Here is a 24,329-nt window from a genome sequence, read left to right as displayed (position 1 = left end):
TGGCCTTCCCCGCCCCGGCTTGGCAGGATCGCAGGGTGTCCGAACCCAGCACCATCACCGACCCCGCCGACCCGCGCCTCGGCGACTACACCGGCCTCACCGACGTCGAACTGCGCCGCCGGCGCGAACCCGCCGAGGGCCTGTTCATCGCCGAGGGGGAGAAGGTCATCCGCCGCGCCCTCAGCGCCGGCTACCGGATGCGGTCGATGCTGCTCACCCCGAAGTGGCTGGACGTGATGGCCGACGTCATCGCCGAGGCCGACGCCCCCGTCCACGTCGTCGAACCCGCCCTGGCCGAAGCCGTCACCGGCTACCACGTCCACCGCGGCGCCCTCGCCTCGATGGAGCGCAAGCCCCTGCCGGACGCCGCCACCCTCCTCGCCGGATCCCGCCGCGTCGCCGTCCTCGAAGGCCTGGTCGATCACACCAACCTCGGCGCGATCTTCCGCAGCGCCGCCGCCCTCGGCATGGACGCCGTCCTGCTGTCGCCCGACTGCGCCGACCCGCTCTACCGGCGCGCCGTCAAGGTCTCCATGGGCGCCGTCTTCGCGGTGCCGTACGCCCGCCTCGACCCCTGGCCGGCCGCGCTGGACACCGTCCGCGACACCGGATTCACGCTCCTCGCCCTCACCCCCGCCGACTCCGCGGTCGACCTTGCGAGCCTCGCCCCCCAGCGGCTCCCCAAGACGGCCCTCATGCTCGGAGCCGAAGGCGACGGACTCACCGGCCCCGCCATCTCGGCCGCCGACCACCCCGTCCGCATCCCCATGGCCCACGGCATCGACTCGCTCAACGTGGGCGCGGCGGCCGCCGTGGCCTTCTACGCCGTCACCACTCCCTGACCCCGCCAGCCCTGCACAGGAGGTCGACCTCGCCGACGTCCTGCGCTCAGCCTGCCGCTGCCGTCGGCGGTGCGGGGGCGGCGGCCGGGGGAGGAGCGGTGAGGCCGGCGCCGCCGGAGGCGCCCGCGCCGGGCCAGGACTCGTCGAGGGTGCCGTCGGGGCGGACGGTGTAGCGGGTGGACGTGACGGCGCCGGTCTGGACGAAGCGTTCCTCGCGGACCACCGCGCCGCCGTCGAGCCGCCACGTGGCCGTGGCCTGCGGGTCGGCCGTCGAGGAGCGCGAAGCGGAGGCGACCGGGGCGTCCCCGGTGAAGGTGTACAGCTGGACGAGGTCGACCGGCACCGAGCCCTCGGCCCGCCGCAGCACGACCACCGTCGCCGGCGTCCCCTTGTACCGGGCCGGCAGCACCGCGCTGAGCGTCACCTGCGGGCCGGCGCCGGCGGAGTGCCCGTCCCGGAGCGTGATGCCGGGGCCGCCCGCCGCGTCGGGGTAGCTGCGGTTCGGCCAGTCCACGACCGGCCCCGGCCCCTGCGGCGGAGCCAGCGCGCCGTCACCCGCGGTCGCACCGCCGCGCGCCGCCGCCGGGAGCGGCGTGGCCGACGGCGGCACCGCGGCCGCCCCGTCCACCGACGTGCCGGCACCCGTCTTCGGCTCGGCGGAGACGCTCACGGTCGGCCGCAGGCCCTGGTTGCTCCGGTCCTCGCACCCCTGCGCCGCCGCGATGGCGAGCGCCACCCCGAGTGTGACGGTGACGAAGACGACGAGCCGCTGCCGCAGCAGCCGCTGCCGCGCGGTCGCGGGCCGCACGCCCGGGGCGGGGGTGTGCTGCCGGTCCCGGGGCCGCCCGGCGTTGCGGGCGCCGTGCTGGCCGGGTGCCGGGGTCTGCTGACGCTCCCGCACCGGACGGGCCGTCGGCGCCGCCTCGGGCCGGGGATGGGGGGCGGCCACGCCCTGCGGGCGCCGCTGCGCCGCGCCGTGCGCCTGCCCGCCCGGTCGGCTCGACGCCCCCGCTCGGGCCCGCGCCACGGCGGGTTCCGGCGAGCGCCCGGGCGCGGGCACTCCGGGGCGCGCACCGCCCGAGACATCGGCGCCCGAGGCCGGAGCCGGGGCGGAGCTGCGCCCGGGCCGCGCAGCGCGCAGCCCGCCACCGGCCCCTGCCGCCGCACCGCGCGCCGCGAGTTCGCTGAGCCGCTCGTGCAGGGCGGCCGCGCCCGGCCGTTCGGCGGGCTCCTTGGCCAGGCAGGCGCGGATCAGCGGCGCGAGCTGCGGCGGTACGGCCGACAGGTCGGGCTCCTCGTGCACGACCCGGTAGAGCATGACCTCGGACGAGGCCCCCGAGCCGAACGGGGTGTCCCCGGTGAGCGCGTAGGCGAGGGTGGCGCCGAAGGCGAACACGTCCGTGGCGGGCGTGACGGCGACGCCACGCACCTGCTCGGGCGCGAGGAAGCCGGGGGAGCCGACCGCGGTGCCGACGTGGGTGAGGGTGCTCGCGCCGCGCGACCAGGCGATGCCGAAGTCGATGATCCGCGGGCCCCGCGGCGAGAGCAGGATGTTGGACGGCTTGAGGTCGCGGTGGACGACCCCGGCCTCGTGCACCTTGACCAGCCCGTCGGCCAGGGCGGCGCCGATCCGGGCGGCCTCCGGCCAGCTGAGCGGCCCCTCGTCGCCGACCCGCTTGTAGAGGGACGGCCCGGGCACGTAGGCGGTGGCGAGCCAGGGCCGGTCGGCCTCGATGTCGGAGCCGACGACGCGGGCGGTGCAGCCGCCGCGGATGCGGGAGGCGGCGGCGATCTCGCGGGCGAAGCGGGTACGGAACTCCTGGTCCTCCGCGAGTTCGGCGCGGATCAGCTTGAGGGCGACCCGCTGACCACGCCGGTCGGAGCCGAGGTAGACCACGCCCATGCCGCCGGCTCCCAGTCGCCGGTGCAGGCGGTACGGCCCGACGATGCGGGGGTCCTCACGCCTCAGCCGCATCATCGCCATGTTTCTTCCCCGTCAGCCCGTGCGTGAGGCCCCGTCGGTTGGGGCATCGTCAGTTCCTGTCGGGCACAGCTTACGGACTGCCCACTGCGGTGTGCTGATACGCAACACCTCGAGCCACCGTGCGATTGTCCGATCTTGCACGCACGCACAGGTCAGCGACGTGCCGAAACGCGTCTCGGGGTCGCCTGTCAGGGTTCTCCCGGGGGGCGCGCGAAGACCGTCTCCCCCTGCGGTAGTACTCCCGAAGTCTGAGCGTCATCCTCCGGGATGCCCGAGGAACAGTACGACGGCATGACGCCCGAACAGCCCCCCGCGCCATAGCGTTGTTAGCAGCGGTGGACGGGGAGCTCGTCCCCCGAGGTAAGCCGTCCACCGCGCCAACTCGACCGGACGACCGCCACCGGAAAGCACCGAGCACGGATCAGGAGCAAGGGCATGGCACCGCAGCTCACGGGAACCTCCCGCCGCCGTCGGCCGGCCTTCACCCAGCCCCGGTCCGCGGAGCCCACCCGGCACCCGGCGGTGGCGCTGGCCATGGCCCTGCCCTGTGCCGCGCTGCTGGTGGCCCTGTTCGGCGGCTGGGAGCAGATGGCGAACCAGGCGCAGGCCGTCGCCGATCTGCTCGGCCACTGAGACCTGGCCGGCCGCACGGCCGGCCGCGGAACGGGCACTGATCCCCTGGGGACGGGGAACCAGTGCCGCCGGGGAAGGCCGCGCCCGCGACGACTCGCGGACGGGCGAGGAGCGGTGCGCAGAGCACCCCGGCAGGCGGAGACGCCGCGTACGGACGTCGGTGAGGGCGGCCGTACGCGGCTCTTCTGTTCTCACGGATCTCACAGCCCGCGCTCTTCCCGTAGCCCGGAACGCCAAGGCCCGGAACGCCGAAACGGCCGGGGCCGCGACCCTCACGGATCGCGGCCCCGGCCGATACTGTGCGCGATACTGGGATTGAACCAGTGACCCCTACCGTGTCAAGGTAGTGCTCTCCCGCTGAGCTAATCGCGCCTGGTGTGGCGGTCCTGCAGCAGACCCCGGAGGGCCCGACGTGCGCGATACTGGGATTGAACCAGTGACCCCTACCGTGTCAAGGTAGTGCTCTCCCGCTGAGCTAATCGCGCCTGGTGTGGCGGTCCTGCAGCAGACCCCGAAGGATCCGACGTGCGCGATACTGGGATTGAACCAGTGACCCCTACCGTGTCAAGGTAGTGCTCTCCCGCTGAGCTAATCGCGCGGGGAGGTCTCCCGGTGGAACCGGGTGATCCTCTTGGAGGTGGAGACGGGATTTGAACCCGTGTAGACGGCTTTGCAGGCCGTTGCCTCGCCTCTCGGCCACTCCACCAGGCAACACTCGAAGAACGACCTTACACCGTTCTCCATCGAGCGGACGACGAGATTCGAACTCGCGACCCTCACCTTGGCAAGGTGATGCTCTACCAACTGAGCCACGTCCGCCTGTCTCCCGGGATCTTCACCGCTTTTTCTCGGCTGCGCTCCCTGGCGACGTGTTGAACTCTAGCGGATTCCCGGGCCAGCTAAAAATCCGTTCCCGCAGCGTGCGCTCGGTGGACACCCGCACGACTTCCCCGGCCTCCGGCCGGGAGGTACCCCCAGGAGCTGCTCGCGCCCGCCGCACGCCCCCGGGCCGGGCCCGCGCCCCCGACCTACACTTCAGGCACCGCCGCTCAGCACCACCGCGCAGGAGAACCGTGTCCGGCCCCACCGCTCCCCACACCCCGCTCGCCCGCTTCGGCGGCCGCCTCGCCACCGGACTGCGCGACGTCACCTCGGACCTGGCCGCACTCGACTCCAGCGGCTACTGGGCCGTCGCCTACGACTTCGAGGGCCGGCTCACCTGTGCCCGCTTCGACGACGTCCGCCCCGCCCCCGCGCCCCCTTCCGGCGCCGGCTGGCGCGGACCGGACGCCGGCAGCTGGCACAGCTCCCTGGACCGCGACGCCTACGTCGCGGGCGTGCGCCGCATCCGCGAACACATAGCCGCTGGCGAGGTCTACCAGGCCAACCTCTGCCGCGTGCTGTCCGCGCCGCTGCCCGACCCGGCCCGCAGCGACATCGACGCCCTCACCGGCCTGCTCGCCCACGGCAACCCGGCCCCCTACGCCGGCACCATCCGGCTGCCCGAGCACGGCGTCGAGATCGCCACCGCCTCGCCCGAGCTCTACCTGCGCCGCACCGGGCGCACCGTCGCCTCCGGCCCGATCAAGGGCACCGGCCGCACCGAGGACGACCTCCTCGACAAGGACCACGCCGAGAACGTGATGATCGTCGATCTGGTCCGCAACGACCTCGGCCGCGTCTGCGCGACCGGCAGCGTCACCGTCCCCGACCTGTGCGTCGTCGAGAAGCACCCCGGCCTGGTCCACCTCGTCTCCACCGTCGAGGGCACCCTGCGCGACGGCGCAGGCTGGCCCGACCTGCTGGACGCCACCTTCCCGCCCGGCTCCGTCACCGGCGCGCCCAAGTCCAGCGCCCTGCGCATCATCGAGGCCCTGGAGACCGCCCCGCGCGGCCCCTACTGCGGCGCCGTCGGCTGGGTCGACGCGGACCGGGGCGAGGGCGAACTCGCCGTCGGCATCCGCACGTTCTGGCTCGACCGGACCGACCCCGCCGCCCCCGTCCTGCGCTTCGGCACCGGCGCCGGCATCACCTGGGGCTCCGACCCCGACCGCGAGTGGGCCGAAACCGAACTGAAGGCCGGCCGCCTGGTCGCGATAGCGTCGGGCAGCGAAACCCTCTGAAGAACCCCTCCGAAGACACCCTCCGAGGAGCAGCGCTCGATGCAGAACCCCACCATGACCTGGGTCAACGGGACACTCGTCGACTCCGCCGACGCCGCCGTCTCCGTCCTCGACCACGGACTCACCACCGGCGACGGCGTCTTCGAGACCGTGAAGGCCGTCGACGGGCAGGCCTTCGCGCTCACCCGCCACCTCGACCGCCTCACCCGCTCCGCCCGCGGCCTCGGCCTGCCCGACCCCGACCGCGAACAGGTCCGCGAGGCCTGCGTCCAGGTCCTCGCCGCCAACCCGATGCCGCTCGGCCGGCTGCGCATCACCTACACCGGCGGCAACGCCCCGCTCGGCTCCGAACGCGGCGACTCCGGCGCCACCCTGGTCGCCGCCATCGGCGCCGTGAACCGCCGCCCCGACACCACGGCCGCCGCCGTCGTCCGCTGGCGCCGCAACGAGCACAGCGCCGTCGCCGGCCTCAAGACCACCTCGTACGCCGAGAACGTCGTCGCCCTGGCCACCGCGCACCGCGCCGGCGCCTCCGAGGCCCTGTTCGCCAACACCGCGGGCCTGCTCTGCGAGGGCACCGGCTCGAACGTCTTCGTCGTCATCGGCGGCCGCCTGCTCACCCCCACCCTCGCCTCCGGCTGCCTGGCCGGCATCACCCGCGCCCTCGTCGTCGACTGGTGCGGCGCCGAGGAGGTCGACCTGCCGCTCGAAGCCCTCCAGGACGCCGAGGAGATCTTCCTGACCTCCACCCTGCGCGACGTCCAGGCCGTCACCCGCGTCGACGGCCGCGAACTGCCCGGGATCGGTCCGGTCACCGCCAAGGCCATGACCGTCTTCACCGAGCGCAGCGGCGATGACCTCGACCCGTGAGCCGGGCCCGGCGGATAACCCTCCCGGGGTGGGGAAGGGACCACCACATGACCACGACGCTGCGCCCCGAGGGGCCCGAGACACCCACCCCCGCCGGGGGCCGCACCAGACGCTGGCAGATCTGCGCCAACGGCCGCCCGGTCGGCGCGCTGCGCACCACCGCCGTCCCGCACGGCAGCCAACTCTGGGGCGATATAGCCGAGTTGGAGGTCAGGGAGGGCCGCGGGCGGGGCCGCGGGACGTTCGGCGCGCTGGCCGCCGAGGAGGTGCTGCGCAACTGGGGCTGCACCCGGGTGGACGTCGGCATCCCCGAGTCGGCGCAGGTCGCCCGCGGGCTCGCCGCCGCCCTCGGCTACACCGAGCGGATGCGGAACCTGTCCAAGCGCCTGACCGCGGCCCCGGTCCTGCCCGCCGGCGTCACCGCGCGACGGATCGAGCCCGCAGAACTTCCGGCCTGGCTCGACGGGGCCGCGGAGGGCTACGTCCGCTCGCTGATGGCGTCGGGTCTCACCGAGGAACAGGGCCGCGCCAAGTCGGAACTCGACCACCTCCGCGTGCTCCCGCAGGGCGCGGACAGCCCCGGCGTCGCCCTGCGCCGGCTCTGCGGCGACGCGGACGGCGAGGTGCTCGGCTCGCTCTGGGTGGACCTCCACCTGCGCGACCTGCCCGACGGCGAGCCGCTCGCCTGGGTCATGGTCGTCGAGGTGTCCCCGGCCCGCCGGGGCCGGGGACACGGCCGCACGCTGATGCTGCTCGCCGAACGGGAGTGCCTGGCCGCCGGGGTGTGCACCCTCGGTCTCAACGTCTTCACTGCCAACGAGGCGGCGATCCGGCTCTACGCCTCGCTCGGCTATCAGGTCACCAACCGCCTCTACGGCAAACCGCTGTGACCTGACATGGCGTCAGGAATCCTTCGCCTCCTCGATGATGGCGACGATCCGTGCCCGCAGGCCGTCCTGGCTCTGCCCGCCGTCCAGCCGCTTCCCGCCGATCACGTACGTCGGCGTTCCCGTCACCCCGATCGCCCTGCCCTCGGCCTGGTCGGCGTCCACGGTCAGCATGTGCCGGCCGTCGATCAGCGCCGTGTCGACCTCCTCGGCGTCCACCCCGACCTCCCGCGCCACCTCCAGCAACACCTGCTGCCCCCGCGCGTCCAGGTCCTCGACGCGGGCCAGCAGCGCCTCGACGAACGGCCAGCCCAGCCCTTGGGCGAACGCCTCCTCGGCGGCCTCGGCGGCCGCGTAGGCGTGCTTGTGCTTCTCCAGCGGGAAGTGCCGCAGCTCGACGGGCAGCGCGTCGCCGTGCTGCGCACGCAGCGCCCGTACGTCGTCCAGGGCGGTACGGCAGTCCGGGCACTGGAGGTCGCACCAGAACTCGAGACGGGGGAGGGAACCTTCGATCATTCCCCCAGTGTTCCACCAGTGAGCCCCCGCGCCGCCGGGCGGTGTGCCCGAGGGCCGAGCGACAGGAGGCACCGATGACCAGGACCACCGGACGCGACGGGGCGAGGCCGTGCTGACCGCCGCGATCAGCTTCGCGCTCACGGCGGCCGGGGTGGCCGTCGCCGGCCTGCGCGCCTACCGGCGGCGCTTCCTCTCCGCGACCCGCTGGTTCGCGGTCGCGCTGCTGCCTGCCGGGCTCTACCTCACCGGCCTGTTCCCCGTCGCCCGCACGATCGGCCGCGAGTTCGCCGACTGGGCCACCAGGCTCGTCTTCGACCCCCGGGTCTGGACGGGCATCGTGCTGCTCGCCATCTCCGCCGCCCTGCTGCTCACCACCCGCCGGCTGGGCCGCCGCGACGCCGTGGACGCCCCGGAGTCCCGCCCGGCCGCGGGCCCGGCATCCGAGCGCCCGGCGGTGACGGCCGCGCCGCCGAAGCCGAAGAAGGCGGCGGCGAAGAAGCAGGACGACGGCCTCGGCGACTTCGCCGACATCGAGGAGATCCTCCGCAGGCGCGGCATCTGAGCGCGGTGCGTCAGATGGTCGGCACGGTCTCCGCCGAGCGCTGGCGCGCCCGGTACGCGGCGACGTGCAGCCGGTTGCCGCAGGTCCGGCTGTCGCAGTAGCGCCGGGAGCGGTTGCGCGAGAGGTCCACGAAGACCCGCGCGCAGTCCGGCGCCTCGCACGTGCGCAGCCGCTCGCGCTCACCCGCCATGAAGATGAAGGCCAGCGCCATGCCCAGCTCGGCCGCCAGGTGATCGCCGAGCGCGGCGTGCGGCGCGAAGTAGTGGATGTGCCAGCCGTGGTGGTCGTGGTTGGTCAGCCGGGGCGTCGTCCCGGCCGCCGCGACGATCCCGTTGACCAGCTCGGCCGCCGCCGCGGTGGACTCGGTGCCGAACACCTCGCGCAGCCGCGAGCGCAGGTCGTGCACGCGGTGCAGGTCCTCCTCGGTCAGCGAGTCGATCTCGCTGATCTCCTGGCGGACCACGAAGGCGTCCAGCGCGGCCACGTCGGGCAGCAGCTCCGTGCCGCAGACCTCGGGGGCGGTGTTGAGCAGCTCGACGAGGCTGCTCAGTGCGCACTCGGTGTCGTGGGTGATCAGCACGAGGGGACTCCTGGCGGAGGGGGATTTCGGTACCCCGCGTCTGCGGTTACCCCAGACCATACCGGGCCGTGCGGCAGGAGGGCGGCGCCTTCTTTCGAAGGAATGTGCGGATGGCATCGATGCGGCGAAAACCGGACGGGGTCAATCGATTAACCACTCGCGAATGATCATTCCGGAAACCCGGCGGCGCCCGGCAGCGAGGCCGGCCACCCGTACGGATGACCGGCTCCGGTGCCGGGCGCCGGTGGTGCTCCGGTCCGCTCCGACGGGAGCGGGCCGCGCACCGGCCCCGAGACCGCGTCGTGCGCGGCTGAGTCTGCTGCCGTGCCCCCGAGTAGGACGGCTGCGGTGACGGCAGGGGCTACGGCCCCGCCGACGGCGGAGCGTGACCTCCTCCGGTCGGGGTCAACTTTCGGCGAGGATGTGGGACAGCTCCCGGTCGAGGTCGAAGTGACGGTGTTCGGTGCCGGGGGGCACCGCGGCGTCCGTCCGCTTGAGGAACGACTCAAGCGCCCGGGCCGGGGCCTCCAGCAGGGCTTCTCCTTCCGGAGAGCTCAGCGCGATGCAGACCACCCCTTGCCCGTGGCTGCGCGACGGCCACACCCTGACGTCGCCGGTACCGGTCGGTCGGTGCAGCCCCTCCGCAAGGAGATCTCGGGCGAACACCCACTCCACGGTCTCGTCGGCGCCCGTGTGGAACGTGGCGTGTACGGCGTAGGGGTCGGCAGTGTCGTAGCGAAGGCCCGCGGGGACGGGCAGTGAGGACTCGCTGGACACGATGAGGCGCAGGTGCAGCTCGCAGCTGACCGTGGTGTTCATAAGCGCCATGGCCTTTCGCTCAGTGTGCGCTCGGGGAATCGCACGTCGGCGAACGGACCATCCCACCCCTACGACCGATGTAAACCCCTCTGTCCCGATTCGGGGCCGAGTCGTACCCCTTACGGCGCATTGCGTAATCGTTCCGTAGTGCCCGGGTCGGGCATTACCGGGCCGCTTCTCGGTTTGTTTCCCGGCATGACTGTGCGAAACACCAAGGCGGGCGGGAACACGGGAACGGGTGATGCGGTCGAGCCGGACGACGCAGTCCGCGGGACGGTGCCGACACCGCCGTCGACGGCGACCGGGTGGTCGGCTCGAGGGCGCCCCGCGTTCACCCGCCGTTCCCGTCCCCTCCACCTGCTCCGGCGGGTGTGGATCCTCCCGGCCGGCCTCGCGGGGCCGGTGCTCGGCGCGATCATGCTGCCGTGCCCGGCCCCGGCCAGGTGGTGATCTTCCTGGGTGCGGGCGTCCGGGCCGCCGGGTTCGTCCGAGTCCGGCCGGCCCTGCCGCAAGGCCGCCGAGGCTGCCGGAGCGCGGTGGGCCCCGTCCGGCCCGGCCGTCCCCTGGAAGGCGGACGGCAGCCGGACCGGCCCGGGGCCGGGACCTCCGCAGGCGGGTGTTCGGACCACCCTCCGGGATGCGGTAATGTTTTCCCTGCACCCGGGCGATTAGCTCAGCGGGAGAGCACTTCGTTCACACCGAAGGGGTCACTGGTTCGATCCCAGTATCGCCCACCGGAATGCATTGTGATATGTGAGGCCCGGCCGATTATCGGCCGGGCCTCACATGTATTTCCGGATTCCATCGGAAGGCCGCCGCCGGGAATGAACTGAGGCCCAGTCATCTTCCGTGCGGAGTGCGAGTTCTGCGGATGCGCCAGGCCGTCCCCGGAAGGGACGAGTTGTACGACCGGCCCCGAATGGTGCTACAGTTCTTCTCGTTGCCCGGGCGATTAGCTCAGCGGGAGAGCACTTCGTTCACACCGAAGGGGTCACTGGTTCGATCCCAGTATCGCCCACCGGACAGCATGCAGGCCCTGATCGGGAGACCGGTCAGGGCCTGCGGCGCGTTCCGGGCGCTCCTACGCCGCCGCCTCGCAGCCGTGCGCCGGCTCCAGCCGCCGGCCGCAGCCGCACCGGGCCGGCCGCAGCGGCCAGGACAGGTCCACCCGCTCCGGCGTCCCTGACCGGTCGAACCAGCTCTGCAGCCCCCGCGCCTGCGCCGCGTGCCAGATCGCCTGCCGCAGGTGCAGCTCCGCCGCCGTCAGCCCGCCCAGCGCCGCCGGGTAGCGGGCGCCGATCGTCCGGGTCAGCGCCAGCGCCGCCGAGGCGTCCGCCGCCGCGTCGTGCGCCCCCGTCAGCTCCACGCCGTAGTGCGCGCACAGGTCGGTGAGCGTCCTACGGCCCTTGCGGTAGCGGTCCACGTGCTTGTCCAGCACCCGCGGATCCAGCACCACGAGCCCGGCCGCGCCCAGCCCGTCGGTCAGCGTGAGCCGGTGGTGGCGGCGCAACTCCCGGTCCAGCAGCGTCAGATCGTACGGCGCGTTCATCACCACCACCGGCCGGCCGGCCCGGGCCTGTGCGGCCAGGGCGCGGGTTATCTCCGCCACAACGACACGGGCCGGACGGCCGTGCGCGAGCACGTGCTCGTCGGTGATGCCGTGCACCGCCCGCGCGCCGTCCGGGATCGGGACCCCCGGATCGGCCAGCCAGGTCGAGGTCTGCACGGGTGCGCCCGGGGAGAGTTGGACGACCAGGGCGGCCGAGACGATCCGGTCGTGCTCGACGTCCACGCCGGTGGTCTCGGTGTCGAAGGAGGCAAGTGGACCGGTGTACCAGTGCTGCTGCATGACTGCCCCTCAGGCGTGCGTTCCGCGCCCGGTTGATACCCGGTTCTGACGCCCGTTCAACCGTTTGGCGCAGGCCGGGCCGGGGATGCTGCCAGAGGTGTCCCGTTCGAATCCGGACGGGCCCGGAGCCGGGGGAGGCCACGGGGCGATGGCACTGACACAGCCGCAGCCCGAGGAGGCGGCTGCCGTCCTGCGGGGGAACCTGGCGGTCACGGCCTGCATGGAGACGCTGCAGGTCGGCTACCTGCACGCGGTCGCGGCGGCGGCCGGCTGCTCGCTCTCCCAGCCCTTCCCGGACAACGGCATCGACTGGCAGGTCAGCCACGGCTCGCGGGAACACGAGGTCGACGACGAGGTCACCATCAAGATCCAGCTCAAGGCGACCCAGCAGATCGCGCCCGACCCGGCCGGCACGCACTTCAGCTTCACCCTGGACAACGACCACCTGCGCAAGCTCGCCCGCGCCCGGGTCGCGGTGCCGCGGATCCTGGTCGTGATGCTGCTGCCGCGCCGGGTCGACCGCTGGCTGGAGGCCCGGCCGGACGCGCTCGAACTGCGGCACTGCTGTTACTGGGTCAACCTGGCCGGCCACCCGGTCACCGGGCAGCGGCGCACCAACGTCCGCGTGCCCACCGGCAAGGTCTTCGACGACCGCGCGCTCTGCGACATCATGGCCCGGGTCGGTGCGGGCGGCAGCCCGTGACGGCCCGGCCCCGGCGGGGAGGAGCAGCACCCATGACACTGCCGCACGGACCGGGCGGCCACGCCCACGCCCAGGCCCTGCCCGACCCGGCCGCCGTCGACCCGGCGGTGCTCGCCACCCTGCTCGCCCGGCACGGCTGGGTCCGGCGCGGCGGCCCCGCCGCCCGGTACGGCCGCTGGACGCCCCCGGACGACGACCCGGGCACCAGCCTCCTCGTCCCCGCCGGGGACGGCTTCGACGACGCGGTCGACCTCCTCACCGACGCCGTCACCGCGCTCTCCCGCTCGCGCAGCCCGTCCGCCCGCGCCATCCTGCTCGCGCTCGCCGTGCCCGGCGACGAACTGCGCTGGCGCCGCGACCTGCCCGGGCCGTCCGGCACCACGCCCTGGGAGGACACCGAACGGCTCCAGGCGGCGGCCCGCGGGATGCTCGCCGCCGGGGCCAAGGCCGGACGGACCAGGGCCGCCTACTTCGGCGCCCGTCTGGACGCCTGGGCCGGGGACTTCCTGGACCGCGTCCTCGTCGTCGAGCAGGGCGCGGGCCTCACCGCCTACACCCCGGCCCCCGAGGGCCGGGCGGCCGTCACCACCCTCGTCCGCGCGCTGGAGGCGCTGCGCGACGCGGTCGACTACCGCCGGGTCAGCGGCGGACCCGAGGCCTTCGAGAACGCCGTCCAGGCCGGGGTCAGCCGGGAACTCGTGCAGTCCGTCGAGGACCTGGTGCGCGGCGCGACCGGTGCGCAGCTCGCGGTCGCCTGGTCGGTGGCCGCCGGCACCCCGGGCGGCTTCGGCGAGCGCCGGATCGTCCTCGACTTCTCGCCGGGCGACCTGCCCGCCCTGGCCGAGGCCGCCGACCTGCTGGAGCGCATCGAGCCCGCCATCGCCGTCACCGTGGTCGGCGTGGTCGTCCGGCTCAAGCGCGCCGACCCGGCCGGCCCGGGCACCGTCCGGCTGCGGGTGCTCGGCGGCGCCGAGGTCCGCGAGCTGAAGCTCCGGCTGCCCGACGCCGACTACCGCCTCGCCGCCGAGGCCCACCTGGCCGGCGTGCCGGTCCGGGTCAGCGGCCGGCTGGAGCGCAGCGGCGGCTTCCGCCGGCTCACCAGGCCGCACGGACTGGAACTGTGTGACTGGGAGGGAGCGGACCGTGAGCGGCTGCTGAAGGGGCTGAAGGAAGAGCTCAAGGATGAGCTCAAGGAAGAGGGAGAGGGGGCGTAGGGAGGTGTAGGAGGGCGTGGAAAGGCGTAGGTGGACGGCGGGGGCGGCGCTCTCGGTACCATCGTGACGCGCAGCGAAGTGTTGCGTCCTCTAATCCAGCACGTCAGGAGAGACCGGTGACGGACGTCCGGGTAATCATCAGCCGCGAACCCGATCGGGAAGAGCGCGTGGTGACGACGGGCACTACGGCCGCCGAGCTCTTCGCCGACGACCGCTCGATCATCGCCGCCCGCGTCGGCGGCCAGCTCAAGGACCTCGCCCACGTCCTCCAGGACGGCGACGAGGTCGAGCCGGTCGCGATCGGCAGCAAGGACGGCCTGGACATCCTGCGCCACTCCACCGCGCACGTCATGGCGCAGGCCGTGCAGCAGCTCTACCCGGAGGCCAAGCTCGGCATCGGCCCGCCGGTCAAGGACGGCTTCTACTACGACTTCGACGTCGAGAAGCCGTTCCACCCCGATGACCTCAAGGCCATCGAGAAGAAGATGCAGGAGATCATCAAGCGCGGGCAGAAGTTCGCCCGCCGCGTGGTCACCGACGAGGCCGCCCGCGAGGAGCTGGCCGCCGAGCCGTACAAGCTGGAGCTGATCGGCCTCAAGGGCTCCGCCGCCACCGCGGGTGAGGGCGCCGACGTCGAGGTCGGCGCCGGCGAGCTCACCATCTACGACAACCTGGACGCCAAGTCCGGCGAGCAGTGCTGGGGCGACCTCTGCCGCGGCCCGCACCTGCCCAGCACCCGGCACATCCCGGCTTTCAAGCTGATGCGCAACGCGGCCGCCTACTGGCGCGGCAGCGAGAAGAACCCGATGCTGCAGCGCATCTACGGCACCGCGTGGCCGACCAAGGACGAGCTGAAGGCCCACCTCGACTTCCTCGTCGAGGCCGAGAAGCGCGACCACCGCAAGCTCGGCAACGAGCTCGACCTCTTCTCCATCCCGGAGGAGATCGGCTCCGGCCTCGCCGTCTTCCACCCCAAGGGCGGCATCATCCGCCGCGCCATGGAGGACTACTCGCGCAAGCGACACGAGGAAGAGGGCTACGAGTTCGTCTACACCCCGCACGCCACCAAGGGGAAGCTCTTCGAGAAGAGCGGCCACCTGGACTGGTACGCGGACGGTATGTACCCGCCCATGCAGCTCGACGAGGGCGTGGACTACTACCTCAAGCCGATGAACTGCCCGATGCATAACCTGATCTTCGACGCGCGCGGCCGCTCGTACCGTGAACTGCCGCTGCGCCTCTTCGAGTTCGGGACGGTGTACCGCTACGAGAAGTCCGGCGTGGTGCACGGCCTGACCCGTGCCCGCGGCTTCACGCAGGACGACGCGCACATCTACTGCACCCGCGAGCAGATGGCGGACGAGCTCGACTCGACCCTGACCTTCGTGCTCAACCTCCTTCGCGACTACGGTCTGACCGACTTCTACCTGGAGCTGTCCACCAAGGACCCGGAGAAGTACGTCGGTTCGGACGAGACCTGGGAGGAGGCCACCGCGGTCCTCGCGAGCGTGGCCGAGAAGCAGGGCCTGCCGCTGGTTCCGGACCCGGGCGGCGCGGCCTTCTACGGTCCGAAGATCTCGGTGCAGGCGAAGGACGCGATCGGCCGGACGTGGCAGATGTCCACGATCCAGCTGGACTTCAACCTGCCGGAGCGCTTCGACCTGGAGTACACCGCGGCGGACGGCTCGCGTCAGCGGCCGGTCATGATCCACCGCGCGCTGTTCGGTTCGATCGAGCGCTTCTTCGCGGTGCTGCTGGAGCACTACGCCGGCGCCATGCCGCCGTGGCTGGCTCCGGTCACCGTCACCGGCATCCCGATCACCGACGAGCACGTGCCGTACCTGCTGGAGGTCGCGGCCGAGCTGAAGAAGCACGGGATCCGGGTCGAGGTGGACACCTCGGACGACCGCATGCAGAAGAAGATCCGCAACGCGCAGAAGACCAAGGTCCCGTACATGCTCATCGCCGGCAACGACGATGTCACCGCGGGTGCCGTCTCCTTCCGCTACCGCAACGGCGAGCAGAAGAACGGCGTTCCGGTCGCGGACGCCGTCGCGGAGATCGTGGACGCGGTGAAGAACCGCATCCAGGTCTGACGTTGTAGCCGGACGATCACGGTGCGCGGGGCAGGCTCTTGATGAGTCTGCCCCGCGCGGCTTTGCAAGCACCGTCGGGCGAATATGCTGATCAGCATGACGACTGAGCCGGAACTGCAGCGGGGCGTCGGTGAGCCGGACGGCTTCCGCCGCCTGTGGACCCCCCATCGGATGGCGTACATCCAGGGTGAGAACAAGCCCACCGGCCCGGCTCCGGACGACGGTTGCCCGTTCTGCTCGATCCCGTCGCTGAGCGACGAGGACGGGCTGGTCATCGCGCGTGGCCGCTCCGTCTTCGCGGTGCTGAACCTGTACCCGTACAACGGCGGGCACTTGATGGTGGTCCCGTACCGGCACGTGGCCGACTACACCGAGCTGGACGAGGCCGAGACGGCCGAGCTGGCGGACTTCACCAAGAAGGCGATGACCGCGCTGCGGGCGGCCTCGGGGGCGCACGGGTTCAACATCGGTTTGAACCAGGGTGCGGCGGCCGGTGCCGGGATCGCGGCGCACCTGCACCAGCACGTGGTGCCGCGCTGGGGCGGGGACACCAACTTCATGCCGGTGGTCGGGCACACCAAGGTGCTGCCGCAGCTGCTGGCGGACACCCGCAAGATGCTGGCCGAGGCCTGGCCGCAGGGCTGAGCAGTGGCAGAGCGACAGCGAAGGGGCCCTTCACCGACCGGTCGGTGAAGGGCCCCTTTCGCATGCGCTCAGCCGGCGTCGAACTGGTCGACCTTGTACGGGCGGGTGCCCTGCGCCTCGGACTTGATGATCGAGGCGCGGTTCTTGAAGAAGTGCTCGGTGTCCAGGTCGTGCTCCTCCAGGAACTCCAGCGTGGCGGCGTGCACCGCGCTGAGGACCGGTACGGAGGCGTTGAGCGCGTTGTCCGTCATGAACCGGCTGCTCCACGGCGGGTTCGCCCAGGCGTGCCGGAAGCCGAACGGTTCGGGCAGGCCGAGGCCGCCGCCGAGCCAGGCGAGCAGGCCGGGGAGGCGCATGAACGGCGCACGAAGGGCCTGGCGTACCACCTCGTCGTTGTCGATCAGGGGGAGCTGGACGGTCTTCTCCTCCCAGAACTTGCCGGTCTTCTGGATCGTCTTCTCCTTGGGGGCGGGCTTGTCCCCGAAGACGCCGGCGACCGGGCCGAGGGCGTAGCCGGCGACCGTCACAGTGAGGGTGTTGGCGAGCAGCGTGACGGTGACGGTGAAGGTGATGATCAGCTTGCCGTCGAAGGTGATGAACTGGGTGGCGAGGTAGTGCCGGGCGCCGCCGCCGGAGAACGTCTGCTTGTCGGCGACGGCCTGGACGGCGAACTCGCGCATCCGGTCGCCGTCCATGTCGGCGCCCGAGGGGCGGGAGATCTCGTCGGCGTTCTCGCCGACTTCGAGCACGGCCCACTGCTTGATCGAGAGGTTGGTCATCCCGCTGTTGGCGACCTCGCTTATGGCGAGGGCCTTGAGGTGGGCGGAGATCTTGCGGACCAGGTCCCAGGGGTGGAAGGCGCGGAAGTCGGCCTGGCCGTCGGCGGGGCGCAGGACGTCGACGAGTCGCCATTCGCCCCAGCGTCTGCCGACGCCGAGGATGCCCTTGGGACCGGCGTAGTGCTGGACGTTGGTCTCCTGCTCGGCTTCCAGGCGGCCGAGTTTGTCGCGGAGGTCGGCGGCCTTCTTGTCGAGGTCGTCGCGGGGGACGGCCTTGGCGACGCTGGCGGCGACGGCGTTGCCTTCGACGAGGGCCTTCCAGCGGTCGCGCAGCTCCTGGGTGGAGCGGAGCACGATGCGCTTGGCGAGGAACCAGCCGACGACCGGGGCGATCATGGTGATGCGCAGGTAGACGCCGAGCAGGCCGGCGGCCGGCGGGCGGAGGGCGAGCAGGACGGCGACGGCGCCGGCGGCGAGGAGGGCGAGGCCTCCGTAGAGCTCGTTCTGCCGGGACTTGTCCTTCAGGAGCCACGCGCGGAGGTAGAACGCGGCGAGCCAGATGAGGGTGCCCGGGAGGGCGAGCAGGCCGAAGACCACGGTGATGGTGGTGAGCCGGCGGTCGCGGTTGGCGCGGAACTCCTGGGCGGCGAGGCAGTGTTCGACGATCTGGCGGGTGTCGGTGCCGAAGGAGGGCACGATCGGCTTGCGGCCGGCGCCCATGGTGCGGGCGATGACCGCGGCGCTGAACGCCTCGCCGAGATTGGCGCGGAACAGTCGGAACCGTGGCTTCTTGAAGGTGGCGGCGGTGACCGCCGTGACGAAGGGCTCGATCTCGCCGTCGCGGTACGCGGCCGAGGAGAGCGCCTGGGTGACGGCGGTCTGCGGGCCGGCGTCGGTACGGGGTATCTGCGCACCCGGGGTCATGTCGAGCGTGGTCACGGTGGCGTCCTCCTCCCCTTGTCAGCGGCAGGTTACCGTGCCGTGGTGCCACCGCGTGGATGATCGTCTGAAGTACCGTCACGATCGAGCCGCGCCGGTTCGAGAGGCATGATTCCCCGCTTCGGGTGGCTCGATACCCCGTCGGCATCCGTCGGCATCCGTCGGCGCCCGGGCGGTACCCGGTGGATCACCGCATGTAGGGGTGGTGCACGATGGCGGTACGGGCGGAGAAAGGGGCCGAAGTGTTGGATCCGGTGCTGGTGTTCGACGGGGACTGTGCGTTCTGTTCGTCCTGTGCGCGCTGGGCGGAGCGGTATTTGCGGCAGACGCTGGCCTCGGGGGGCTGGGAGGCGGTGCCGTTCCAGTTCGAGGATCTGGCGGCGCTGGACGCGCGGGCCGGCGGGCTGGGCGAGGTGAGCGCGGAGCGAGCGGAGCGCGAGGTGCTGTGGGTGACGCCGGCGGGTGAGGTGTACGGCGGTGCGCAGGCGGTGGCGCGGTTGCTGATGCGGTCGGGCGGCGTGTGGGCGTACCTGGGCGGGCTGCTGGCGCTGGCGCCGGTGCGGCCGGTGGCGGGCGTGGCGTACCGCTGGGTGGCGCGGAACCGGCACCGGATGCCGGGGGGTACGGCGGCGTGCTCGCTGGCGAACCGTGCGGGCGCTCAGTCGGTGTAGCGGTCGGCGACCGCGGCGGGCATGGGTTCGTGGCGCAGGTAGGCGCGGCTGAACTCGGCGGTGCCGTGGGTGAGTGAGCGCAGGTCGACGGGGTAGCGGACGAGTTCGAGTTCGGGGACCTCGGCGCGCAGCAGGGTGAGGCCGGGTCCGCCGGTCTCGGTGCCGAGGACGCGGCCGCGGCGGGCGGAGAGGTCGCCGAGGACGGCGCCGAGGTAGTCGTCGGGCAGCAGGACGCTGACGGCGGCGACGGGTTCGAGGAGCCGGATGACGGCGTGCTCGGCGGCGTCGCGCAGGGCGAGGGCGGCGGCGGTCTGGAAGGACGCGTCGGAGGAGTCGACGGAGTGCGCCTTGCCGTCGGTGAGGGTGACCCGGATGTCGACGAGCGGGTGGCCGGTGGCGACGCCCTTGGCGAGCTGGGCGCGGACGCCCTTCTCGACGGAGGGGATGAAGTGCTTGGGCACGGCGCCGCCGACGACGTGTTCCTGGAACTCGAAGCCGGAGCCGGCCGGGAGGGGTTCGACCTCCAGGTCGCAGATGGCGTACTGGCCGTGGCCGCCGGACTGCTTCACCAGGCGGCCGTGGCCGGCGGCGGCGCTGCCGAAGGTCTCGCGGAGGGCGACCTTGGGTTCGACGGTGTCGACGTGGACGCCGTGGCGGGTGCGGAGGCGGTCGAGGACGACCTCGGCGTGGGCCTCGCCGGTGCACCACAGGACGAGCTGGTGGGTGTCGGGGTTCTGTTCGAGGCGCAGGGCCGGGTCCTCGGCGGTGAGGCGGCCGAGGGCCTGGGAGAGCTTGTCGTCGTCGGCCTTGCTGTGTGCTTCGACGGCGATCGGGAGCAGGGGGTCGGGCAGGGTCCAGCCGTCGAGTTCGACGGGGTGGCCGGGGTCGTGGACGGTGTCGCCGGCCCGGGCGGTGGTGAGTTTGGCGGCGCAGACCAGGTCGCCGGCGACGGCGTGCGGGACGGGGCGCTGGAGCTTGCCGAAGGGGCTGCTGAGGCCGGTGACGCGTTCGTCGCCGTTCTGGTCGGAGGCGTGGGCGGGGCCGACGAGGTGGATCTTGGTGTCGGGGCGCAGGGTGCCGGCGTAGAGGCGCAGCAGGCTGATCCGGCCGACGTAGGCGTCGCCGGTGACGCGGACGACCTGGGCGGCGAGCGGGGCGTCGGGGTCGCAGGCGGGGGCGGGGCGGGTGCGTTCGGTGGGGTCGGGGAAGGTGTGGGTGATGAGGTCGAGGAGTTCGGCGGCGCCGAGGCCGTTCTCGCTGGTGGGGACGGCGGGGTGGAGGGTGCAGGCGAGGACTTCGCGGCGCATGCCGGCTTCGAGGGCGTCGGCGTCGAGGGTGTCGCCCGCCAGGTAGCGCTCCATGAGGGTGTCGTCCTGGCCGGAGATGGCCTCGACGAGGCTGTCGCGGGCGGGGGCGGTGTCGGGCAGGGGAGTGGCGTCGCCGTAGGTCTGCCCGGTGAGGAGGTCGACGCTTCCGTCGGGGTGGCCGTCGTGGAGGACGGGGAGGAAGAGCGGGCGGAGGGTGTCGGGGCCGAGGCCGAAGGCGTCGTGGCAGGCGGTGAGGATGTCGTCGAAGCCGGTGCGGGCGAGGTCGAGTTTGGCGACGGCGATGGCGCGGGGGATGCCTTCGGCGGTGCACTCGCGCCAGAGGGCGCGGGTGGGCGCGGTGACCGGGTCGGTGGCGGAGACGACGAAGACGGCGGCGTCGGCGGCGTGCAGGGCGGCGCGCAGGTCGGCGGTGAAGTCGGGGTGGCCGGGCGGGTCGATCAGGTTGATCTTGACGCCGTTCCATTCGAGCGGGAGCAGCGACAGCTGGACGGATCGCTGCTGCTGGTGCTCGATGTCCTCGTGGTCGGAGACGGTGGTGCCGTCGGTGACGCGGCCGGCCCGGCCGGTGGCGCCGGCGGTGAAGGCGAGGGTTTCGGCGAGGGTGGTCTTGCCCACACCGCTACCGCCGATGAGGACGACGTTGCGCAGGTCGCGGGGGCCGGTGACGGCGGGTGCCTGGCCGGCTCGGGCCGTGCTGCGGTCGGGCATCGGGGTCTCCTCCCGTCGCGCCGAGGCTGTCTTTCGAAAGTCTAGGGTCGGGTCACGCCGGGGCGCGTGTCGTACGCGCGAGCGGTTGTCGTGCACGTGTGCGAAGCCGGTTGGTGTGCCGCCGGGCGGTGCTGCGGCGGAGCGTGTCGTAGGCGTGGCTACGATGGGTGCGCCGGGTGGGCTGATCCGCCCGGCCGTCTGCCGCGCGGGTTGCGCCAGACGGGTTCCTGGGAGATCGGAGCGGTCGGGAAGGCCATGCTCAACAAATACGCGCGTGCCTTCTTCACACGTGTTCTGACCCCGTTCGCCGCGTTCCTGATCCGGCTCGGAGTGAGCCCGGACGCCGTGACGCTGATCGGTACCGCCGGTTCGGTGGCCGGTGCGCTGGTGTTCTTCCCGCGGGGGGAGTTCTTCTGGGGCACCATCACGATCACGCTGTTCATCTTCTCGGACCTGGTAGACGGGAACATGGCCCGTCAGCTGGGGCGGAGCACCAAGTGGGGCGCGTTCCTGGACTCCACGCTGGACCGGGTCGCCGATGCGGCGATCTTCGGCGGCCTGGCGATGTGGTACGCGGGCAAGGGCGACAACAACCTGCTGTGCGCAGTGGCGATCTTCTGCCTGGCGAGCGGTCTGGTGGTGTCGTACACGAAGGCCCGGGCGGAGAGCCAGGGGCTGCCGTGCGACGTGTCGGGCCTGGTGGAGCGGGCCGAGCGGCTGGTCGCCAGCCTGGTGGCGGCCGGGGTCGCGGGTCTGCACGACTTCGGGGTGCCGTACGTGGAGTGGCTGCTGCCGGTGGCGCTGTGGCTGGTCGCGGTGGGCAGTTTCATCACGGTGCTGCAGAGGATGCTGACCGTGCGCCGGGAGGCGTTCGAGGCCGACCGAGTGTCGGCCGGGAGCTGATGGGGGGCGTCCTGCGGTGATGGACCGACTGGTGTACTGGGCGTACGCGCTGGGCTGGGCGGTGCTGAAGCACCTGCCGGAGCGGGTGGCGCGAGGCCTGTTCGAGCGGCTGGCGGACTACGCGTGGCGCAAGCGCGGCAAGCGGGTGCTCCAGCTGGAGACCAACCTGCGCCGGGTCCGTCCGGGGCTGGACGAGGAAGCGCTGCGGGCGCTCTCGCGGGCCGGGATGCGCTCGTACCTGCGGTACTGGATGGAGTCGTTCCGGCTGCCCGTGTGGAGCCGGGGCCGGGTGGCCCGGGACATGCGGGTGGAGGGCTTCGAGAACCTGCGCGGGCCGATGGAGGCCGGGCGGGGCGCGGTGATAGCGCTGCCGCACATGGGCAACTGGGATCTCGCGGGCACCTGGGTCGCGCAGCAGGGCTATCCGTTCACGACGGTCGCGGAGCGGCTGAAGCCGGAGCGGCTGTTCGACCGGTTCGTGGCGTTCCGGGAGGGCCAGGGCATGGAGGTCCTGGCGCTGACCGGCAGCGGGGTGAACGTGATCGGCACGCTGGCGCGGCGGCTGCGCGAGGGTCGGTTGGTCTGCCTGGTGGGGGACCGGGACCTCTCGGAGGCGGGCATCGAGGTGACGTTCTTCGGCGAGGCGACGCGGATGCCGGCCGGCCCGGCCGCGCTGTGCCAGCGGACCGGGGCGGCGCTGCTGCCGGTGACGCTCTGGTACGACGGGCCGGCGATGCGGGCGCGGATCCACCCCGAGGTGCCGGTGCCGACCGAGGGCGACCGCAAGGAGCGGACGCAGGCGATGACGCAGGCGATGGCGGACGTGTGGGAGCGGGCGATCGCCGAGCACCCCGAGGACTGGCACATGCTGCAGCGCTTCTGGCTGGCCGACCTGCCGGTCCGTGAGACGGTGGTGGACGGGGCGGGGGATCAGACCGTGGCGCGGGTCGAGCCCGTCCGGGAGGCCGCACCGGAGCCGGCAGGCGAGCCCGCGGCCGAGGCGTCCGGGTCCTGAGTCCACATCCCCCGTACCGGAGTACCCGAAGGAGCATGAGGAACCCGTGAAGATCGGCATCGTCTGCCCGTACGACTGGGACGTCCCCGGCGGGGTGCAGTTCCACATCCGGGACCTGGCCGAGCACCTGATCGGCCTCGGCCACGAGGTGTCGGTGCTGGCGCCCGCCGAGGACGACGAGGCGCTGCCGCCGTACGTGGTCTCTGCCGGGCGGGCGGTGGCGGTGCCGTACAACGGGTCGGTGGCGCGGCTGAGCTTCGGCATCCTGTCGGCGGCGCGGGTGCGGCGGTGGCTGCACGACGGGCGGTTCGACATCCTGCACGTGCACGAGCCGGCCTCGCCGAGCCTGTCGATGCTGGCCGCCTGGTCGGCCACCGGGCCGATGGTCGGGACGTTCCACACCTCGAACCCGCGCTCGCGGGCGATGATCGCGGCCTCGCCGATCCTCCAGCCGGGGCTGGAGAAGATGCGGGCCCGGATAGCGGTGTCGGAGTACGCCCGGCGGACGCTCGTCGAGCACCTGGGCGGGGACGCGGTGGTGATCCCGAACGGCGTGGACGTCGGCTTCTTCGCGGACGCCGAGCCGGACGAGCGCTGGACGGGCGGCGCGGCGGCGGGCGAGCCGGGCACGATCGGCTTCATCGGCCGGATCAACGAGCCGCGCAAGGGCCTGCCGACGCTGCTGGCGGCACTGCCGAGGATCCTGGCCGAGCGGCCGGGCGTGCGGCTGCTGGTGGCCGGCAAGGGCGACGAGGAGGAGGCCGTCGCGGGCCTGGCGCCCGAGGCCCGCCGGCAGGTCGAGTTCCTGGGCATGGTGAGCGACCGCGACAAGGCCCGGCTGCTGCGCAGCGTGGACCTGTACGTGGCGCCGAACACCGGCGGCGAGAGCTTCGGGATCATCCTGGTCGAGGCGATGTCGGCGGGCGCCCCGGTGCTGGCCAGCGACCTGGACGCGTTCAAGCAGGTGCTGGACGGCGGGGACGCGGGCGAGCTGTTCCCGGTCGAGGACGCCGACGCGCTGGCGCGGACGGCGCTGCGGCTGCTGGGCGACCCGGGGCGGCTGGAGGAGCTGCGGAAGGCGGCGTCGCGGCACGTCCGGCGGTTCGACTGGTCGACGGTCGGCGCGGACATCCTCGCGGTGTACGAGACGGTGACGGCGGGCGCCGCGGCCGTCGTCGAGGAGGACGTGCGCAGCGGGCGGCGTGGCCGGTTCGGGCTGGCCCGGGATTGATCCGCGCCGACGCGGCGTTAGATTCGGTCGACCGTACTGCTGTGACTCATGGGGGCAACGATGCCGCAGATCTCCGTCGACTACTCGGCCGGCCTGGCCGGCACCTTCGACCGCCGGGCGCTGGGCCTGGCGATCAACCGGCTCGCGGTGAAGACGATCGCCGCCCAGCCGGAGGCGTGCAAGACGCTGTTCCGGGCGAACGACGACTTCGTCGTGGGGGAGGGCGACGGGCCCGACGCGCAGGTGTTCGTCGAGTTCCAGATCTTCCCGGGCCGTACGCCGGAGGCGAAGGCCGCGCTCAGCGAGGGCGTGCTGGCGTTGCTGGCCGAGCACATCAGCCCGGCGCCCGGCACCCGGCTGTTCACCGCGGTGAACATCGAGGACATCGACCGGGAGAGCTACCGCTCCACCACCGCCGCCGGCTGAGCCGGT

21 protein-coding genes, 7 tRNA genes and 1 pseudogene are annotated in these 24,329 nt (G+C 72.7%); 17 read left to right on the top strand and 12 right to left on the bottom strand.

What is annotated here, in order from left to right:
- The first annotated feature begins 35 nt into the window (after positions 1–35).
- Positions 36–842: a TrmH family RNA methyltransferase gene (locus F7Q99_RS03890; RefSeq protein ID WP_326846233.1), complete on the top strand. Its 807-nt coding sequence runs from the start codon at positions 36–38 to the stop codon at positions 840–842.
- A 700-nt stretch (positions 843–1,542) separates the two neighbouring features.
- Here F7Q99_RS03890 and F7Q99_RS03885 read toward each other — a convergent pair.
- Positions 1,543–2,826: pseudogene (locus F7Q99_RS03885) on the bottom strand (protein kinase domain-containing protein); the annotation flags it as partial.
- Positions 2,827–3,261: 435 nt separating this feature from the next.
- Between F7Q99_RS03885 and F7Q99_RS03880 the strand changes: the two are divergent.
- Entirely contained in the window at positions 3,262–3,459 is a 198-nt protein-coding gene (locus tag F7Q99_RS03880) for a hypothetical protein (RefSeq protein ID WP_153460067.1), read from the top strand.
- A 300-nt stretch (positions 3,460–3,759) separates the two neighbouring features.
- On the opposite strand, the gene F7Q99_RS03875 is transcribed toward F7Q99_RS03880, so the two are convergent.
- From F7Q99_RS03875 to F7Q99_RS03855, 5 genes are all read right to left on the bottom strand, one after another.
- Positions 3,760–3,831 (bottom strand) — tRNA-Val (locus F7Q99_RS03875).
- Positions 3,832–3,872: 41 nt separating this feature from the next.
- Positions 3,873–3,944: transfer RNA gene (locus tag F7Q99_RS03870), tRNA-Val, on the bottom strand.
- A 41-nt stretch (positions 3,945–3,985) separates the two neighbouring features.
- Positions 3,986–4,057 (bottom strand) — tRNA-Val (locus tag F7Q99_RS03865).
- Positions 4,058–4,091: 34 nt separating this feature from the next.
- Positions 4,092–4,165 (bottom strand) — tRNA-Cys (locus tag F7Q99_RS03860).
- Positions 4,166–4,205: 40 nt separating this feature from the next.
- Positions 4,206–4,278 (bottom strand) — tRNA-Gly (locus tag F7Q99_RS03855).
- 254 nt (positions 4,279–4,532) lie between these two features.
- Between F7Q99_RS03855 and F7Q99_RS03850 the strand changes: the two genes are divergently transcribed.
- From F7Q99_RS03850 to F7Q99_RS03840, 3 genes are read left to right on the top strand one after another with little or no spacing between them, the layout of a single operon-like run.
- Complete coding sequence (locus tag F7Q99_RS03850) at positions 4,533–5,582, top strand: chorismate-binding protein (protein WP_195910990.1); 1,050 nt, start codon at positions 4,533–4,535, stop codon at positions 5,580–5,582.
- A 39-nt stretch (positions 5,583–5,621) separates the two neighbouring features.
- Positions 5,622–6,452 carry an aminotransferase class IV gene (locus tag F7Q99_RS03845; protein WP_407697736.1) on the top strand — a complete coding sequence of 277 codons (831 nt, stop codon included), beginning with the start codon at positions 5,622–5,624 and terminating at the stop codon, positions 6,450–6,452.
- A 47-nt stretch (positions 6,453–6,499) separates the two neighbouring features.
- Positions 6,500–7,342, top strand: a complete 843-nt coding sequence (locus F7Q99_RS03840) for a GNAT family N-acetyltransferase (protein WP_153460065.1) — start codon at positions 6,500–6,502, stop codon at positions 7,340–7,342.
- Between the two features lie 12 nt (positions 7,343–7,354).
- On the opposite strand, the gene F7Q99_RS03835 is transcribed toward F7Q99_RS03840, so the two are convergent.
- Positions 7,355–7,855: a DsbA family protein gene (locus F7Q99_RS03835; RefSeq protein ID WP_153460064.1), complete on the bottom strand. Its 501-nt coding sequence runs from the start codon at positions 7,853–7,855 to the stop codon at positions 7,355–7,357.
- 109 nt (positions 7,856–7,964) lie between these two features.
- Here F7Q99_RS03835 and F7Q99_RS03830 point away from each other — a divergent pair, with 109 nt between their 5' ends.
- Positions 7,965–8,417 (top strand): hypothetical protein, encoded by a 453-nt coding sequence (locus tag F7Q99_RS03830; RefSeq protein ID WP_326846232.1) that lies wholly within the window; start codon positions 7,965–7,967, stop codon positions 8,415–8,417.
- A 10-nt stretch (positions 8,418–8,427) separates the two neighbouring features.
- On the opposite strand, the gene F7Q99_RS03825 is transcribed toward F7Q99_RS03830, so the two are convergent.
- On the bottom strand, positions 8,428–8,997 hold the full coding sequence (locus tag F7Q99_RS03825; protein WP_326846231.1) for a CGNR zinc finger domain-containing protein: 570 nt from the start codon (positions 8,995–8,997) through the stop codon (positions 8,428–8,430).
- Positions 8,998–9,402: 405 nt separating this feature from the next.
- Positions 9,403–9,816: an SsgA family sporulation/cell division regulator gene (locus F7Q99_RS03820; RefSeq protein ID WP_030056266.1), complete on the bottom strand. Its 414-nt coding sequence runs from the start codon at positions 9,814–9,816 to the stop codon at positions 9,403–9,405.
- Positions 9,817–10,478: 662 nt separating this feature from the next.
- Here F7Q99_RS03820 and F7Q99_RS03815 point away from each other — a divergent pair.
- Positions 10,479–10,550: transfer RNA gene (locus F7Q99_RS03815), tRNA-Val, on the top strand.
- A 212-nt stretch (positions 10,551–10,762) separates the two neighbouring features.
- A tRNA-Val gene (locus F7Q99_RS03810) sits at positions 10,763–10,834 on the top strand.
- A 63-nt stretch (positions 10,835–10,897) separates the two neighbouring features.
- Here the strand turns inward: F7Q99_RS03810 and F7Q99_RS03805 are convergent.
- Positions 10,898–11,665, bottom strand: coding sequence for an exonuclease domain-containing protein (locus tag F7Q99_RS03805; protein WP_153460062.1), 768 nt, complete (start codon positions 11,663–11,665; stop codon positions 10,898–10,900).
- Between the two features lie 148 nt (positions 11,666–11,813).
- On the opposite strand from F7Q99_RS03805, the gene F7Q99_RS03800 reads away from it, so the two are divergent.
- From F7Q99_RS03800 to F7Q99_RS03785, 4 genes are all read left to right on the top strand, one after another.
- Positions 11,814–12,368, top strand: a complete 555-nt coding sequence (locus tag F7Q99_RS03800; RefSeq protein ID WP_153460061.1) for a DUF4365 domain-containing protein — start codon at positions 11,814–11,816, stop codon at positions 12,366–12,368.
- Positions 12,369–12,400: 32 nt separating this feature from the next.
- Entirely contained in the window at positions 12,401–13,582 is a 1,182-nt protein-coding gene (locus tag F7Q99_RS03795; protein WP_153460060.1) for a hypothetical protein, read from the top strand.
- 116 nt (positions 13,583–13,698) lie between these two features.
- The gene (thrS, locus tag F7Q99_RS03790; protein WP_326846230.1) at positions 13,699–15,678 is read left to right on the top strand and encodes a threonine--tRNA ligase; all 1,980 of its coding nucleotides are present in this window, start codon (positions 13,699–13,701) and stop codon (positions 15,676–15,678) included.
- 84 nt (positions 15,679–15,762) lie between these two features.
- A complete protein-coding gene (locus F7Q99_RS03785) occupies positions 15,763–16,323 on the top strand; it encodes an HIT family protein (protein WP_153460059.1) in 561 nt (186 codons plus the stop codon).
- Positions 16,324–16,391: 68 nt separating this feature from the next.
- Here the strand turns inward: F7Q99_RS03785 and F7Q99_RS03780 are convergent, their stop codons facing one another.
- Positions 16,392–18,041, bottom strand: a complete 1,650-nt coding sequence (locus F7Q99_RS03780) for a hypothetical protein (protein WP_153460058.1) — start codon at positions 18,039–18,041, stop codon at positions 16,392–16,394.
- 212 nt (positions 18,042–18,253) lie between these two features.
- Between F7Q99_RS03780 and F7Q99_RS03775 the strand changes: the two genes are divergently transcribed.
- Positions 18,254–18,712, top strand: a complete 459-nt coding sequence (locus F7Q99_RS03775) for a thiol-disulfide oxidoreductase DCC family protein (RefSeq protein ID WP_153460057.1) — start codon at positions 18,254–18,256, stop codon at positions 18,710–18,712.
- Here the strand turns inward: F7Q99_RS03775 and F7Q99_RS03770 are convergent.
- Positions 18,700–20,748: an elongation factor G-like protein EF-G2 gene (locus F7Q99_RS03770; RefSeq protein ID WP_153460056.1), complete on the bottom strand. Its 2,049-nt coding sequence runs from the start codon at positions 20,746–20,748 to the stop codon at positions 18,700–18,702. The two genes, F7Q99_RS03775 and F7Q99_RS03770, sit on opposite strands and share 13 nt — an antisense overlap.
- 255 nt (positions 20,749–21,003) lie before the next feature.
- Here F7Q99_RS03770 and pgsA point away from each other — a divergent pair, with 255 nt between their 5' ends.
- Genes pgsA through F7Q99_RS03750 form a run of 4 tightly spaced genes read left to right on the top strand, consistent with a single transcriptional unit; the run spans position 21,004 to position 24,323 of the window.
- Positions 21,004–21,651, top strand: coding sequence for a phosphatidylinositol phosphate synthase (pgsA, locus tag F7Q99_RS03765; protein WP_153460055.1), 648 nt, complete (start codon positions 21,004–21,006; stop codon positions 21,649–21,651).
- 19 nt (positions 21,652–21,670) lie between these two features.
- Positions 21,671–22,666, top strand: coding sequence for a phosphatidylinositol mannoside acyltransferase (locus tag F7Q99_RS03760; RefSeq protein ID WP_153460054.1), 996 nt, complete (start codon positions 21,671–21,673; stop codon positions 22,664–22,666).
- A 46-nt stretch (positions 22,667–22,712) separates the two neighbouring features.
- Positions 22,713–23,897 (top strand): glycosyltransferase family 4 protein, encoded by a 1,185-nt coding sequence (locus F7Q99_RS03755; protein ID WP_326846229.1) that lies wholly within the window; start codon positions 22,713–22,715, stop codon positions 23,895–23,897.
- Positions 23,898–23,957: 60 nt separating this feature from the next.
- Positions 23,958–24,323, top strand: a complete 366-nt coding sequence (locus tag F7Q99_RS03750) for a 5-carboxymethyl-2-hydroxymuconate Delta-isomerase (RefSeq protein ID WP_195910989.1) — start codon at positions 23,958–23,960, stop codon at positions 24,321–24,323.
- Positions 24,324–24,329 lie beyond the last annotated feature (6 nt).

It is taken from the genome of Streptomyces kaniharaensis, assembly GCF_009569385.1.
Lineage (GTDB): Bacteria > Actinomycetota > Actinomycetes > Streptomycetales > Streptomycetaceae > Kitasatospora > Kitasatospora kaniharaensis.
Note: the sequence above shows the minus strand (reverse complement) of the source record. Positions and strands in the feature narration are given on the sequence as shown.

What these genes read in the sequence shown, in the direction of transcription:
- F7Q99_RS03880 (WP_153460067.1), top strand. Translation starts at nt 3,262, where the DNA reads ATGGCACCGCAGCTCACGGGAACCTCCCGCCGCCGTCGGCCGGCCTTC.
- F7Q99_RS03845 (WP_407697736.1), top strand. Translation starts at nt 5,622, where the DNA reads ATGCAGAACCCCACCATGACCTGGGTCAACGGGACACTCGTCGACTCC.
- F7Q99_RS03840 (WP_153460065.1), top strand. Translation starts at nt 6,500, where the DNA reads ATGACCACGACGCTGCGCCCCGAGGGGCCCGAGACACCCACCCCCGCC.
- F7Q99_RS03835 (WP_153460064.1), bottom strand. Translation starts at nt 7,855, where the DNA reads ATGATCGAAGGTTCCCTCCCCCGTCTCGAGTTCTGGTGCGACCTCCAG.
- F7Q99_RS03820 (WP_030056266.1), bottom strand. Translation starts at nt 9,816, where the DNA reads ATGAACACCACGGTCAGCTGCGAGCTGCACCTGCGCCTCATCGTGTCC.
- F7Q99_RS03805 (WP_153460062.1), bottom strand. Translation starts at nt 11,665, where the DNA reads ATGCAGCAGCACTGGTACACCGGTCCACTTGCCTCCTTCGACACCGAG.
- F7Q99_RS03800 (WP_153460061.1), top strand. Translation starts at nt 11,814, where the DNA reads ATGGCACTGACACAGCCGCAGCCCGAGGAGGCGGCTGCCGTCCTGCGG.
- F7Q99_RS03795 (WP_153460060.1), top strand. Translation starts at nt 12,401, where the DNA reads ATGACACTGCCGCACGGACCGGGCGGCCACGCCCACGCCCAGGCCCTG.
- F7Q99_RS03785 (WP_153460059.1), top strand. Translation starts at nt 15,763, where the DNA reads ATGCTGATCAGCATGACGACTGAGCCGGAACTGCAGCGGGGCGTCGGT.
- F7Q99_RS03775 (WP_153460057.1), top strand. Translation starts at nt 18,254, where the DNA reads ATGGCGGTACGGGCGGAGAAAGGGGCCGAAGTGTTGGATCCGGTGCTG.
- F7Q99_RS03770 (WP_153460056.1), bottom strand. Translation starts at nt 20,748, where the DNA reads ATGCCCGACCGCAGCACGGCCCGAGCCGGCCAGGCACCCGCCGTCACC.
- pgsA (WP_153460055.1), top strand. Translation starts at nt 21,004, where the DNA reads ATGCTCAACAAATACGCGCGTGCCTTCTTCACACGTGTTCTGACCCCG.
- F7Q99_RS03760 (WP_153460054.1), top strand. Translation starts at nt 21,671, where the DNA reads ATGGACCGACTGGTGTACTGGGCGTACGCGCTGGGCTGGGCGGTGCTG.
- F7Q99_RS03750 (WP_195910989.1), top strand. Translation starts at nt 23,958, where the DNA reads ATGCCGCAGATCTCCGTCGACTACTCGGCCGGCCTGGCCGGCACCTTC.